General features: G+C 70.4%; 24 protein-coding genes. 23 read left to right on the top strand and 1 reads right to left on the bottom strand.

The genetic code is table 11. The annotated features are described in order from the left end of the window. Positions 1-127 precede the first annotated feature (127 nt). From QMQ26_RS38515 to QMQ26_RS33800, 23 genes are all read left to right on the top strand, one after another. Positions 128-280, top strand: a complete 153-nt coding sequence (locus QMQ26_RS38515; protein ID WP_404814233.1) for an HNH endonuclease — start codon at positions 128-130, stop codon at positions 278-280. A gap of 346 nt (positions 281-626) precedes the next feature. Then, positions 627-971 (top strand): DUF7169 domain-containing protein, encoded by a 345-nt coding sequence (locus QMQ26_RS38775; protein ID WP_449768981.1) that lies wholly within the window; start codon positions 627-629, stop codon positions 969-971. Then, positions 949-1182 (top strand): hypothetical protein, encoded by a 234-nt coding sequence (locus tag QMQ26_RS33700; protein WP_282203934.1) that lies wholly within the window; start codon positions 949-951, stop codon positions 1180-1182. Before QMQ26_RS38775 ends, QMQ26_RS33700 begins: the two co-directional genes overlap by 23 nt. 194 nt (positions 1183-1376) lie before the next feature. Then, positions 1377-2180 (top strand): sigma-70 family RNA polymerase sigma factor, encoded by an 804-nt coding sequence (locus QMQ26_RS33705; RefSeq protein ID WP_282203935.1) that lies wholly within the window; start codon positions 1377-1379, stop codon positions 2178-2180. A gap of 45 nt (positions 2181-2225) precedes the next feature. Continuing rightward, complete coding sequence (locus QMQ26_RS33710) at positions 2226-2369, top strand: hypothetical protein (protein WP_282203936.1); 144 nt, start codon at positions 2226-2228, stop codon at positions 2367-2369. A 50-nt stretch (positions 2370-2419) separates the two neighbouring features. Further along, entirely contained in the window at positions 2420-2557 is a 138-nt protein-coding gene (locus tag QMQ26_RS33715) for a hypothetical protein (protein ID WP_282203937.1), read from the top strand. Between the two features lie 76 nt (positions 2558-2633). Beyond that, positions 2634-2987, top strand: coding sequence for a hypothetical protein (locus QMQ26_RS33720; RefSeq protein WP_282203938.1), 354 nt, complete (start codon positions 2634-2636; stop codon positions 2985-2987). A 68-nt stretch (positions 2988-3055) separates the two neighbouring features. Then, positions 3056-3691, top strand: a complete 636-nt coding sequence (locus tag QMQ26_RS33725) for a hypothetical protein (RefSeq protein ID WP_282203939.1) — start codon at positions 3056-3058, stop codon at positions 3689-3691. 154 nt (positions 3692-3845) lie between these two features. After that, positions 3846-4040, top strand: coding sequence for a hypothetical protein (locus QMQ26_RS33730; RefSeq protein ID WP_282203940.1), 195 nt, complete (start codon positions 3846-3848; stop codon positions 4038-4040). Between the two features lie 23 nt (positions 4041-4063). Further along, complete coding sequence (locus QMQ26_RS33735; protein WP_282203941.1) at positions 4064-4330, top strand: hypothetical protein; 267 nt, start codon at positions 4064-4066, stop codon at positions 4328-4330. After that, entirely contained in the window at positions 4330-4500 is a 171-nt protein-coding gene (locus tag QMQ26_RS33740; protein WP_282203942.1) for a hypothetical protein, read from the top strand. The genes QMQ26_RS33735 and QMQ26_RS33740 overlap by 1 nt, the downstream gene beginning before the upstream one ends. Next, positions 4497-4670, top strand: coding sequence for a hypothetical protein (locus QMQ26_RS33745; RefSeq protein WP_282203943.1), 174 nt, complete (start codon positions 4497-4499; stop codon positions 4668-4670). Before QMQ26_RS33740 ends, QMQ26_RS33745 begins: the two co-directional genes overlap by 4 nt. Continuing rightward, positions 4667-5089 carry a hypothetical protein gene (locus tag QMQ26_RS33750; protein ID WP_282203944.1) on the top strand — a complete coding sequence of 141 codons (423 nt, stop codon included), beginning with the start codon at positions 4667-4669 and terminating at the stop codon, positions 5087-5089. Before QMQ26_RS33745 ends, QMQ26_RS33750 begins: the two co-directional genes overlap by 4 nt. A 30-nt stretch (positions 5090-5119) precedes the next feature. Beyond that, positions 5120-5440, top strand: a complete 321-nt coding sequence (locus QMQ26_RS33755; RefSeq protein WP_282203945.1) for a hypothetical protein — start codon at positions 5120-5122, stop codon at positions 5438-5440. Between the two features lie 37 nt (positions 5441-5477). Beyond that, a complete protein-coding gene (locus tag QMQ26_RS33760; RefSeq protein WP_282203946.1) occupies positions 5478-6002 on the top strand; it encodes a hypothetical protein in 525 nt (174 codons plus the stop codon). Position 6003: 1 nt separating this feature from the next. Further along, positions 6004-6255, top strand: coding sequence for a hypothetical protein (locus tag QMQ26_RS33765; protein WP_282203947.1), 252 nt, complete (start codon positions 6004-6006; stop codon positions 6253-6255). 3 nt (positions 6256-6258) lie between these two features. Then, positions 6259-6525, top strand: a complete 267-nt coding sequence (locus QMQ26_RS33770; protein ID WP_282203948.1) for a hypothetical protein — start codon at positions 6259-6261, stop codon at positions 6523-6525. Positions 6526-6718: 193 nt separating this feature from the next. Further along, positions 6719-7483 carry a hypothetical protein gene (locus QMQ26_RS33775; RefSeq protein ID WP_282203949.1) on the top strand — a complete coding sequence of 255 codons (765 nt, stop codon included), beginning with the start codon at positions 6719-6721 and terminating at the stop codon, positions 7481-7483. A 147-nt stretch (positions 7484-7630) separates the two neighbouring features. Continuing rightward, the gene (locus QMQ26_RS33780; RefSeq protein WP_282203950.1) at positions 7631-7978 is read left to right on the top strand and encodes a hypothetical protein; all 348 of its coding nucleotides are present in this window, start codon (positions 7631-7633) and stop codon (positions 7976-7978) included. 140 nt (positions 7979-8118) lie between these two features. Then, on the top strand, positions 8119-8790 hold the full coding sequence (locus QMQ26_RS33785; RefSeq protein WP_282203951.1) for a hypothetical protein: 672 nt from the start codon (positions 8119-8121) through the stop codon (positions 8788-8790). A 91-nt stretch (positions 8791-8881) separates the two neighbouring features. Continuing rightward, a complete protein-coding gene (locus QMQ26_RS33790; RefSeq protein ID WP_282203952.1) occupies positions 8882-9637 on the top strand; it encodes a helix-turn-helix domain-containing protein in 756 nt (251 codons plus the stop codon). Between the two features lie 224 nt (positions 9638-9861). Then, positions 9862-10926 carry an HAD family hydrolase gene (locus QMQ26_RS33795; protein ID WP_282203953.1) on the top strand — a complete coding sequence of 355 codons (1065 nt, stop codon included), beginning with the start codon at positions 9862-9864 and terminating at the stop codon, positions 10924-10926. Positions 10927-10958: 32 nt separating this feature from the next. After that, a complete protein-coding gene (locus tag QMQ26_RS33800; RefSeq protein ID WP_282203954.1) occupies positions 10959-12164 on the top strand; it encodes a helix-turn-helix domain-containing protein in 1206 nt (401 codons plus the stop codon). A 68-nt stretch (positions 12165-12232) separates the two neighbouring features. On the opposite strand, the gene QMQ26_RS33805 is transcribed toward QMQ26_RS33800, so the two are convergent. Next, positions 12233-12505 (bottom strand): GntR family transcriptional regulator, encoded by a 273-nt coding sequence (locus QMQ26_RS33805; protein WP_282203955.1) that lies wholly within the window; start codon positions 12503-12505, stop codon positions 12233-12235. Between the last annotated feature and the right edge of the window lie 240 nt (positions 12506-12745).

Consider the following 12745-nt stretch of genomic DNA (forward strand, 5'->3'; position numbering starts at 1 on the left):
ATGGATTGTGCCCGTGATCAAGTCCACGGCGCCGGCCGGTAGCACCAACTCCCGCCGGCTGCATAGCCTCTGGGAGGAGCTGGGGTGGTACGGGTGCTTCTACTGTGACGTCGGGCTGACCGACGGCATGGAGGTCGATCACGTCGTGCCTGTGTGCCGCGGGGGTGCAGATCGATGGCCGAACCTAGTGCCGGCGTGCCCGGGCTGTAACGGATCGAAGTCATCGCACTCAGTGAGCACCTTCACAAGTGGAGCGCTCCCACAGCGACAGGGGGCGTGAATCCGGAGTGTCACACTCCAATTACTTTTTGGCTGTGACCTGCGGTAACGCAGCCCGGCGCGCCGGATAACGACTAATCACATAACGGTTTTGTCACGGTCGCGCGTGTAGATGTCCGGCCAAATGTGCTGGTCATGTGCCGCGCGCCACAAGTCTGCGCCTACGTCCGACACCATAACGGCATCTTAAAACGGGCATTTGCCACATACCTACAGTTCAAATCTGGACGAGATCCGTTGTCCGAGAGGTGACCATGACCTACAGTCATCCGCACGTCACACCGATCACCTGTGTGGACGCGCTTTCAGCGGTGCTGCTGGCAGACCTGGCTGAGGTGCGCCTCCTGATGGATCAGGCGGACGCAATCGCTGACGTCCGCTCTGTGCGCCCGCCGGCAGACCCCGACAACACTGGCCGGCGCGCGTCGACCGGCCCCGGACGACCCACCGAAGACACAGCCCTGGACGAGGGGCGGCTCGCCGTCGCCACCGAGATCCGAACGGCCGTGCAGTACATGCGAGTTGCCGCCGCGCACATCCGCGGATGTCGGGCAGCACTCGATCGAGCCCTCTCCGCATGGGAGGGAGAGCCCTGGACGAGGGAGCAGGATGCAGCAGCGGAGGACGAGGGAGCTGGCTGCTACGGGGCGGGTAGTCCTGACGGGGCCGATGGAGACCCTGCAGCAGCGTAGATACCTGGAGTGGGCGGCGAGGGAGCTGGGCGTCCCGGTGGCGGACCGGGACACGGCGTGGCTCTGGGACGCCGAGGGGGTGATCGTCGTCGCCGGCTGGGAGGAGTCGACGGACGCCCGGTGCGACGTAGCGTGCGCGGGTGACGCCCACTTGACGGTGCATCACCTGCTGGACCACCGGGTCCCCAGAGACGTGCCGCGGAGCGCGTAGCGCGCAGGCCCCTGCCCTGACGGGTGGGGGCCTGTTGCATTTTCAGCGCCTATGGCGCGCGTCACGATCCCGCGCGCAAGTCCCCGGCACCCCCATGCCCGAATTCATATGTGACGCAGGTCACATTTAAGAGCCCGGGCGCTTCGGCCGTGGGGCCTAACTACCTAGGAAACAGCGCGAATACGGAGGCAGCCATGCAGCAGACGGAGATCACGGACGACATGATCCAGACCGCGCAGGCTGGCGATTCGGGTGCCATGTGGCTGATCATCGACGCCCACGACTCGCTGCTGCGCGGCATCGTGAACACCGTCGTGGGCACGGCGCGGAACGTTGAAGAGCGCGAAGACCTCATGCAGGAAGCCCGGTGTGCGCTGATCTCGGCCGTGCTGGCCTACGACACCGCCAGCGCCGCGAAGCTCGCATCCTGGGCGTATCGTCTGGTGCACCGGAGCGTGCTGGTCGCGTGGCTCGGGATGACCACGACCGTCACGGTCGAGCCCGACCTCCTCATCACGGCGCGGCGCGCGATCACCCGGGCAGGCGGCGACATGGAGCGCGCGTACGCCTCCATCAACGCGCAGCGGGCCGGCGACGGTACGCGGCGAATCGGCGGCACCGTGAGCCGTCAGCGCTGGGACGCGGTGGTTGCGGAGCTGACGACCCCGGTCGTGCAGTGGGACGCCCCGGCAGGCGGCTCGGGCACGTCCGACGGCACCGCGCTCACGCTCGCGGACACCGTCCCCGACACGTCCGCGGACCGCTCTGCCGAGCGTGCGGAGGCTCGCGCGCTCGCCGAGCAGGCGCTCGGCAGCATCCTGCCGCGACGTGCGCTGGTGCTGCGCGCGACGTACGGGATCGGCATGCCGGAGATGACGTCGTCCGAGATCGCCGGTCACCTGGGCCACGTGACCGTGAACCGCGTGCGCACCATCCGCGCGGAGGGGCTGGCGCAGGCGCGTACGGCCCTAGGCCTCGACTTGGCCGAAGCTGCGTAAGCCATTCACGCAAACATCAACGACCCGCACGACGAAAGGACACTCATGAACCTCCCGTCCCTCGACGCCTACGACATGGCCGGCGCCTCCGCCGGCGACATGGCCGCCTACTCCGACGACGAGCGCGACGCGTGGGAGGCGTGGCAGGACGCCGACGACTACGGCCACGCCACCGCGCTGACCCACTGAGAACCGAAAGCCGGTTTTCGGTACTCGACCACGAAGCTTGAGGAGAGAGCATGGCCGACATCATCGTCAGTGACGCGGACGGGTTCCGCGGCATGGTGCTGCGCGTGGAGAAGTCCATAACCACCGACGCCGGTTACATCGCACTGCACCCCGACGGGCGGCGGTGGGGGCGACTGGGATGCACCTGAGCGCCGTCTGCGCGACGAACTGACCGCCATTCTGGGCGAGGACACGCGGCAGCCGCAGGCCGGTGACCGGGTTGTGGTGGTCAAGGAGTACCGCGACCGCACCGAGTCCGGAATCGACGGCATGGCGGGGCTGCTGGTGGAGGTGGATACCGAAGACACGATGTGCCCGTACCTTGTGCAGCCCGACGGATGTGGCACCGTCTGGGTCCACTCGATCCGCCCGGAGCCGACCGCCTCCGATCCCGAACTCGCTGGCCACCCCCGCACTTCCGCCGCGCAGGATGCCGCAGATTTCGCCCGCCGTTCGGCTGCCGCGGAGAAGGCGCGTGAACTGCTCCGTGGCAGTTCCGGCGACCCGTTCGTAGCGGGCGCGCCGAGCGAGGAGCACATCATCCGCCTGGCCGTCTGGCTGCTGGGCGAGAACGACTGACACCCAACCGCTGGGCCCCTGACGAGTAGAGGACGTCAGGGGCCTTTGGTGTTTCTGGAGGAGAGAACATGCCCGACCTGGGTCCGATCCCGTACACCTTCGCCCGGAACGTCGACTACCTGAGCGCAGACGGCGAGACGCTGCACTCGACCCGGCTCACGGAGCCGCGGGAGCGCGCAATCCGTTGGAGCGGAGGACACCAGCCGCTCCCCGAGCTCTGGTCCGGAGTGGGAAGGAAGGTGACCTTCAACGGCACGCCGGCCGTCAAGCTGGAGACCACCGGCGGCGACTCGGAGCGCGTTGACGCGGAGCACGCCGAGCTGCTCGCAGTGCTTCGCCGGACGGTAGGCGCCGGTCTTGTGCAGCCGGAACTCTTCGACGTCTCGAAGATCAAGGGTGGCCCCAGGGGCCGGCCCGTCGACCTCCGCCCGGAACCACGCCGCATTCCGCGCCCGTCGAAGACGGCGTTCGCCGGATGGGTGGCGTGGGTCAGCCCGGCGACGGGGGAAGAGCGGCGCGGGATCGTCAGCGGGGGCGGCCGGGAGCGGACCGTGATTCCCGCGGACGGCGGGGAGATGCTGCCCATGCGCACTCGGTCCTTCAAGGACGGCGTGTGGCAAGTGAAGGACGGCAACGCGAGCGTCCCATTGCGCGCGGTTCCCGGGCCGGCAGGGGAGCAGGACGAGCTTCCCGGAGTGAACTAGGCACATGACTTGTGGCGCGCGTCATAAGTGTGCTGTACTGAATTATCGTCAAGAACTCACGGAGCGACGCCACGTCGCCGTAACTCGGTAGCGTTCACTATGACCCGCCGGGGCGTCCGCCGCCTCAGGCCACCAACCACCCGAGGAGCCCGTGTTGACCACCGACCCCGACGGCATCGAGCCCGGCCAGACCTGGACCGCCCGCTACCACAGCGGCAACACCGTCACCGTGACCACCGTCACCGCCAGGCGCATCGGCATGACCCACCCGTACACGTCCACCCCGAACGCGACCAGCTACCTGGCCCGTCGCAAGTTCCTCGCCGCCTACCACCGTCCCGCCGCCTGACCGCCCACCACCCGGAGACCGACATGCCGAAGAGCCCGCTCGACATCCCGATCCGCGACCGCATCGGTCTCCTCATCCGCGACCTCCCGGGTACCGACCGGCAGAGCGTCATCTCAGAGGACGACGCCGCCCACGTCATCGCCCACTACTGGCCCGAGATCGAGCGGCACATCCGCGAGCAGGTCGCCCGGGACCTCCTCGCCGTTGACCCCGCCGACTGGGCGCTCGCCGGGCAGCACGCCGGACAGCACGCCGCCCGCATCGCCCGCAACGGCCCGAAGGAGTCCTGATGCCCGCCACCGGCACCTGCCCCACCTGCGGACGCGAGGGCCTGCGCCTCACCCGGGCCGGCCGCGTCTGGACCCACAGCCACCCGACCCGCGACACCATCAGCGGCTCCTACGGCCTCAACTGCCACGGCGGCAAGCCCACCGCCACGACCACCGAGGACGCCCGATGAGCGACACCCAGCTTACCGCCGACGAACTGGACGAGCGCGAACGCCGCCTCCGTGCCGACTTCGAGGACGCCAAGGCCGCCTACCAGCGCGCCGGGGCCAACTTCGACCGGATCGCCGACGAACTCCGTGACATCCGGCTCCTGCGCCGCGAGATGGAGAGCAACCAGTGACCGCCCAGCCCGAGCGCCCCGACCTCGACACCATCCAGGCCCGTACCGACGCCGCCACCGACGGGCCGTGGTACGCCGACCACGTCAACGACGTGGTCTACGACTTCGACGGCCGCTTCGTCGCCCAGACCGTCCTGATGAACGGACCGAACCCGGACGCGATCTTCACCGCGCACGCCCGCACCGACGTGCCCGAGCTGATCGCCTACGCCCGGCACCTGGAGACCCGCGTCGCCGAGCTGGAGCAGGACCTCGCCGGCGAGCAGGCCCGCCTGGCTGACCGCGCCCTGGAGGCCCGCGAGCTGCGCGCCGAGTGCAGCCGGGCCGCCACCCTCCTCAGCCGCGACCCCGACGGCGCTCGCGTCCTCCTCGACCGGCTCGCCACAGGAGCCCCCGTCCCGGCCCGTGACGGCCGCTGACACCCCGCCACCCGCCCACCAGGAGCCCCAGTGCACCGCCGACTATCCGAGGACGCGCACCTCAGCTACGTCCGCCACACCGGCACCGGCACCGTGCACCTCGTAGCCGACCAGCCCGACAGCGACGACGACGGCCCGGCCATGTCCATCGCGGCCGGCCTCGCCGCCTGGGCCGCCGGTGCCCGACCGGTCATCGTCCGTTGCGGCCGGCCCACCTACCCCGTCATCACCCTGCGGTGGGAGCCCGTCGGCGAGTTCGCCGACGACGACCTCTGCCGGGCCTGCTACCGCACCCTCCACCCCGACGACCAGCACCGAGCTTTCGACCACCCCCAGCCCACCGCCGCCTGACCGCCGCCCGCCCACACCAGACCCGGAGAACACCACCATGACCGACCCGCTCACCGGCCGCACGCCACGCGAGGAGCTGTACCGCGCCGTCGCCACTGGCGGCACCCTCATCCGGCAGCCCGGCCAGGACCATGGCCAAGCCGCGAACGCCCTGCTCGACGCCTACCGCGACCAGGTGCTCGCCGAGGCCGCCGAGATGCTGCGCTCCCGGCACGACGAGTTCTACGACGCTGCCGGTGGTGGCGTCGCGGCCGGGATCACCATCGCCGCGGACCTGCTGGACGCCGCCCGCACCAGCCAGGGGGGCCCCGCCCCGGACGCGCCCGGCTACGTGTGCGACGTCTGCGAGGACGAGATGTGCGGACACTGCTCCGGGTGCGACTGCCCGGCGTGCACCGAGGTTCGCCAGATCTCGGCGGCGACGGTCTCCGCCGAGCAGCAGGTGCTGGCCGCCGCCCGGGCCCGGGTCGAGCAGCTACCGACCGCGAACGACGGCCAGCTGATCTGCGCGACCCGCGAGCAGATCCTCGACGCCATCACCCGCACCGGCCAGGAGAGCTGACATGACGACCAGCCCGCGGCCCTCCGCCCGCCAGCACCTCGCCTCGCTCCTGGACGACGTCGGCGTCGATCACGCCGTCGCGGACGCCGCGATCACCGCCGTGCTCGCCGAGATGATCAGCCTGTCCGCGCACACCCTCGAACTCGCCAACCCGGACCGCTCCCCGGAATTCAGCGACGGCGTCGACTGGGCCATCGACACCCTGCGCTCCGCCGCCGCCAAGCTCGCCGTCCGCACCGGCCAGGAGGACTGAGCGATGGGATACGCCCACTACGAAATCAGCCGCAACGGCCAGATCATCGAGGCCGGATACGCAGTCGAAGCCGAGTGCGAGACGGACTCCTGCGTCGCCCGGATCGATCGAGGGCTCGGCCACCTCTGCGGCGAGACGCCGGGCGGGACCGAGCACGGATGCGGCGGCTACTTCTGCGGCGAGCACCTGTACTCCGCGCTGCCCGGGCAGATCGGCTACCTGTGCGGCCCGTGCTGGGACGCCGTCGCCGAGCTGGCGGCCGCCCGGTGAGCGCGCCCGGGCAGCAGGCCGCCTGGCCCCCGCCCGTCGGCACCCGGGTTTCCGTCGAGGTCGCCTGCTGTGGCAGGACCACTGAGGTCCGCGTCACCTGGACTGGCGAGGAGCAGCCCGTCACCGTTCCCGGATGCCCAAACAGCACCCGGCTCCCGCACGAGCCGCGCATCACCTTCACCTGGAGCAAGTCGTGACCGAACAGCCCGCCGCGCCCGTGCAGCCCCCGGCCGACCTCCGCCAACCCATCGAGGCCGCCCTCCGCACCACCCCCATGCCCTGGCGCGGCGCGAGGCCGAGCCGACACGGCGGCCCGAACGGCCACCGGTACGACTCGGACTGCGCGCTCTGCCAGGCCGACGCCCCGGCCCTCGCCGACGCCGTGCTGGACGGGGTGGTGGAGCCCGAGCTGGCCGCCCTCCGCCGGCAACTCGCCGACCGCGACGCCGAGAACGCGCAACTCCGCGCCGAGTTGGGTGGAGCGCGGGCCACGATCGACCACATGTCCATCGCCATGAGCTGGATTTCCGGCCATGACCGCCAGGGCTTGGACCACCTGACAACCCGCCACCAAGGAGCCACCGTGTCCTACCCCGCCCTGTTCACCACCCCCGGCGTCCGCAAGTTCGCCGAAGAGATCGACGCCGAACGCTCCCGCCAGTACGCCAAGTTCGGCGACCAGCGGCACCCCGACCTCGCCGGTGACGCAACCGTCCAGCGCGAGGCCCGCGAGATGTTCACGGAGTTCGCCGACAAATACCGCGACATCAACAACGGCCACCTCGACGCGCGCGACCCGGACCGGCGCCTCGACTGGACCGGGATCCTCCTGGAGGAGGTCTACGAGGCCCTCGCCGAAGCCGACCCGGCCCGCCTGCGCGCCGAGCTGCTGCAGGTCGCCGCCGTGTGCCAGGCGTGGGTGTACGACCTCGACCGCCGCCCGGCCACCACCATCTGACCCCACCCGCCCGGCCGCCGAGATCCGCGCTGCCCTCGATGGCGTCCTCGCCCTGCCCGAGTACTGGGCCCGGCAGCGTGTCGCCGCCCACTGGAACGGTGCCCGCGCACGTCGCTGAACCACTCTAACCGCCAGAGGGAGTAGGAAGTGTCCGACCACTGCACTGCCACCTTTACCCCGCCCTCGTTGTACTCCGTCGACCCGCTGCCCTGTGTGCTGGCCGAACATCCCTCCACCCCGTTCCACGAATCCGCTCCCGTCGGCCACCCCGAACGCCCGTGGGCCTGGCGTGACGGGGCCCCGGGCTCCACTCTGCCGGCCATCCGTGAGACGGAGGCACGGGCGCTGGAGGAGGGGGACACGATCGAGTACCGCGGAGTCCGCCTCGTCGTCGGCGAGGTGCTGCCAGCGGGATGCGGCACGGAGATCCGCACGGTCGACGGTCCGCGGATCGTCGTGGACGGGTTCCGCAAGTTCCTCGCGCAGCGTGAGTAGCCAACAGATCGTCAACTGGCCTGGTTTTGCTGGAAGTAGAGGGTTCAGCGGTGCCCGGCTTTGGCGCGCCCGAGACTTGTGGCGCGCGCCATAAGTGTGCCATCATGGAGCCACGCAAGGAACTCACGAAGGAGGAGAGAATGGCCGCCCCCGCGCCTGCCAACCGCCCGTCTGTCGCCATCGCCCGCGTCCTGCGCGGCCTCGGCCTGCACCAGGGCGTTGGTGACTTCCGTGTGGCCGGCATCTACCGGCGCGGTGAGCGCATCGGAACCCAGGTCGTGCTTCGCTCCCGGCACGCGAACGAGATCGTGGCCAATAACGCCGACCTGATCGAAGAACTCGCCCTGGCGCAGGGATTCACCTTCCGCGTGGACGTCTTCCACGTCACGGCAGGCGGGCACCCGCTGCGCACCGTCGACAATGAGATTGGGCAGCAGCGACGCTTGCCCGTCCCGGCTACCACCGCCGAGTTCCCGGCCACTCCCAACGAGGAGCAGACTGCGACCGAGGCACCCGCTGTCGGCCCGCGCCCGACCTACGGCACCGTGCGTCGCTACCTGGGGCGCCGCTTCCACGTCAGCAAGTCGTCCCCCAACGGGCGACGGTGGTCGGAAGGCGTCCAGGTGCGGACGTTGCCCGGTGGGGCCGTGCGGGTGTCCTACACCGCGGGTCACACCGCTTTCTACCCGGACGGCTCGCACTGGATGGCCAAGTTGACGGAGGTTCGCGAGTACCTGAGCGACCGGTACGACGTCGCCGACTGCGGCACCACCGACGGCAGCCGGTTGCTCGTCACGCAGAAGACCGCCTAGTTCCCACCCCTAGTCATAGTCCGGCCGGCCCTGCGAGTAGAGGACGCGGGGCCGACCACCTGCCGAACTGTTCGACCCTGGATGAGGAGTCATGCCCCGCACCCCCTGGCACATCCGCACCGCCCGCAGGCTCGGTCAGCCCGCCGTCCTGTACGCCGCCCTGGCGCTCTCCGCCCCCGGCGAGTTCTCGCTCGGCGTGATGGCCGGCTGGGACTGGCGCGTCGCCTGGCTGATGCCGGCCGTCCTCTCCCTGTACGCCGCATGGTCCGCGCGCAACGCCCGCGACTGGGCGGAGCTGGTGCGCGAATACCGCAGACGCGGAGACGAGGACGCCGCACAGAGCGCAAAGCGTCAACGCGGCAGCGCAGTGCGCGGCGCATTCGTCGCACTGATCGTCGCAACGGCGGCGCAAATCACGGAACACGTACTGACGACCGGCGCAACTGGCCCGCGAGCGTGGGTGGTCATCATCGTTTCGGCCGTCCCGCCACTCGTCGCGGCGCACGTGCTGCACCTGGACGCGCCCGACGACGGGGGAGAGGTGCCCGCCGTGCCTGCGCCGACTTCGAACCTTCGCCCTGCCGACGAGCCGCCGGTGGATCGATGGAAGACCGAGATCAACAAGCCGCTCCCAGGGATTACCACGCGCGCACTGACGAAGCAGCCGACGCCGAAGCCGCTGCTTACCAGCCTGGTGACCGTGGCGGAGGCCGCCCAGCGGCTCGGCGTCCACCCGAGCACCCTCTACCGGCGCCGCGATGACGGCCGACTGAGGATGCGCTCCGGCCCGCGAGGCCAGCAGATGGTGCTGTGGGCCGATGTTCAGCCGGTGAACGCGACGCCGTGATCCACCATGAAGGCCCCGTCTCCTCCGTGGAGGCGGGGCCTTTGCGTTTTATGCTTGTGGCGCGCGCCATAAGTGTGGAAGGCTGGACCCGTCGGCGCTGGACAGCGTCTACAGAACCGAACACGCAAATGCCCCGGCGGTGCGCTAACACCCCGGGGCACGGCACTAGGAGTTCGAGGCTCCCGATGCGTATCCATCGTAGCGCACACAAGGCGCGTTTCACGGTGCTCGGCAACGATTTGCTGCGAGCACATCACCTCTCTTTCTGCGCCCGCGGACTGCTGGCGTATCTGCTCTCCCTCCCGGATGCCTCCAGGGAGGACGTGCGGACCCTCGCGGCGAAGTCCGTCGAAGGACGCACGCGCATCGCTGCCGCACTCCGCGAGCTGGAGGCCGCCGGCCACTACGTCCGCCGCACCGCCCGGGACCCGATCACGGGCCAGGTTGGAACACGCGTCGATGTGTACGAGCTGCCGACCGTGGGCAAGCTGCAGCACTCGGCACCGCCGCTTCCCGCAAACCCGGCCGCCGGTGGCCGTGGACCCGGCAAGACGGCCGTCGGGAAGGCGGGAAGCCCGTCCTTGACGGTAAGGACACCGCTGAAGGACGTTGAAAACCGTCCCTCCGCCCCTCTGACCGCAACAGAAGCCGACGAGGACTGGGAGGTGTCCGAAGAACCCGATCCGACCGAACTCGCGGAGGCGCAGGAAGCGCTCTACGCCCTTCTCGGAGGGGCGGGCGAGGAAACGTCCGCGCTCACCCCTGAAAGCCCCGCAGAACCCGCCCAGAGCCCGCCTGCGGCGGCTCCGGAGCGCTCCGCGGTCCCGCGCCCCACGCGTACGAGCGAGGGCATCGCCCTGCTCCTGGAGATCGGGCAGTTGCACCCGCAACTGGCGCTCTCCGGACGGCCCTTGACGGATCAGGGCGCCATGGTGGAGGGGTTGCTTGCCGCCGGCTGGCCGCGGGCGGTGCTGCGCGCTGCCATCTCCGCCCCGCTGCCGGCGACGGTCTACAAGAGCGTCGGCGCGATCATCGCCGCCCGAATCGCGGCGTTCCCCGTCAACCCGCCCGCGGAGATGGTCCGCGCGACGGCCCCGGAGCCCCACACGTCGACCCGTCGACCGCCCGGCGCACCCCCGCGCCTCGAGTGCGACGGCTGCCGCGCTCCCGGACTGCCGCGCCCCGGACTGTGCCCGGCGTGCCGCGGGGAAGCGCGCCGGCCCGCACCCATGATCGCCCGCGCTGAACTCCCCGCCGGAGGCTGGCGGGAGAGGGTGGCAGCGCGATGACCCGGCTCTACTCTGGAGGAATGGTGACGTCCATGGACCCCGCGCTGCCCGTCGGCGAGCGCATCAAGATGTGCCGAGAGCGCGCGGGCAAGTCCCGCGCCGTGGTGGCTGGGCTGGTCGGTCGGTCGACCGAGTGGCTGAAGGCAGCGGAGAACGGGCGCCTACTCCCTCCGCGGCTGCCCATGCTGACGAAGCTGGCGGAGGCGATCGGCGTCGGACTCCAGGAGCTGACAGGCGACCTGGCGATGCCCGCCGCGCTGCTGTCCGGCCCCGAGCACCCGGCACTCCGGGCGGTCCGCAGGGCGATCGACTCAGCACCGCTGGGGCTGTCGGTAGGACCGGTGCCGGACCTGCGTGCCGTGGAGGCCCAGGTGTCGGCGGCATGGGCACTGAGGGACGCTTCCGGCGCCCACCGCACCGCGCTGGGGGACGTACTCCCGAGCTTGATCACGGTGACGTCGGCTGCCGCCTCCCACCCGCAGGTGAGTGACCGGCGCCAGGCCGCGATCCTGTACGCGAGTGCGCTCAACCTCGCGCAGATGTTCGTTTCGTACCAGGGGGACGGCAATTTGGTCTGGCGTGTCTCGGAGCGCGCGCTCGCAACAGCGCGTGCGGCCGACTCGCCGACCGCCATCGCGCAGGCCGTCTGGTTTCTCCTGGAGGCGTTCAGGACGTCCGGCCAGTGGGACAGCGCGCACACGCTCGGGGAAGAGGCGCTGAGGCTGCTGGACCCCGTCCGCGGCGACTCGCCCGAGCTGGCCGGCGCGTGGGCGAGCCTGGCGTTCCAGGAAGCATGCACCTACGCCGTGGAGGGCGTGGGCGGGCTGGCCTGGCACTGGTTCGACCGGGCCGCTGAGGTCGCGTCCGTCCTGCCTGCCGCCTCTTGGCACTCGCCGACGTCCGTCTCTGGCCGGATCGTGCCCGTCCACGCGGTGACCGTCGCGGTGGAGCTGCGGCAGGTGGGCACCGCTCTCCGCTGGGCGGGGCGAGTCAGCCCGGACGAGCTGCCGGCCCGTCCGCGACGGAGCCGACACATGATCGAAACTGCTCGCGCGCACGCGCTCCGTGGCGATCATCGACAGGTCGTTGAGATGTTGACGGACGCCGTCGCCGCTGCGCCGGACAGCGTGCGGTGGAACGCATATGCACGGGGCATGGCCCGTGACCTGCTGTCCGGTCCGCAGTCGATCCGAGCGGACGCGCGGGACCTGGCACTGACGATCGGCGTCGCGGCGTAGGCGGGGCACGAGTAGGGGGTACGGACTGTACCCCCTCACTTCTCAGCCACCGTCTACCGTCGTAGACGTCAGGGTGTAGGACGCTCGGGAGGCTGGGATGTCACGTAGGTGCCCTTGGCGGGGAGCGTGGTCACGAGCCCGCGCTCGCGCAGCTCCCGGATCGCTCGACGGATCGTGAGGTAGGCGACGCCGTAGAGGGCAGCCAAGTCCCTCTCGCTGGGCAGCATCGAGCCCGCAGCCAGGCGGCCTGCCGCTATCTGCGCGGCCAGATCGTCGGCTACCTGCACGTACACATAGACAGGGCGGTCGGGGTCGACGGTGCCGGGCGATGGTTCGTCCACCTCTCCAGCCTCCCGCGTCGCACGGCTGTGCGGTGCGACGGGTAGCTCTACATAGCTGCGTATAGCAGTGCATAGCAGTACCCTGGACAGCGGAAACCCCCGCGACCGTGGCGACGGCCCGGGGGCATGGCCGACTACGAAGAGGAGTCGACGTGCAACAGCCTACTCATCCCGCACCCGCCGTGGTGCTCACCGCCAAAGCCGCGGAAGAGCTGACCCCTGCGCAGCTCCGAGGGGAGA

Origin of the sequence: Kitasatospora fiedleri (genome assembly GCF_948472415.1) — a bacterium.
Classification (GTDB): Bacteria; Actinomycetota; Actinomycetes; order Streptomycetales; family Streptomycetaceae; genus Kitasatospora; species Kitasatospora fiedleri.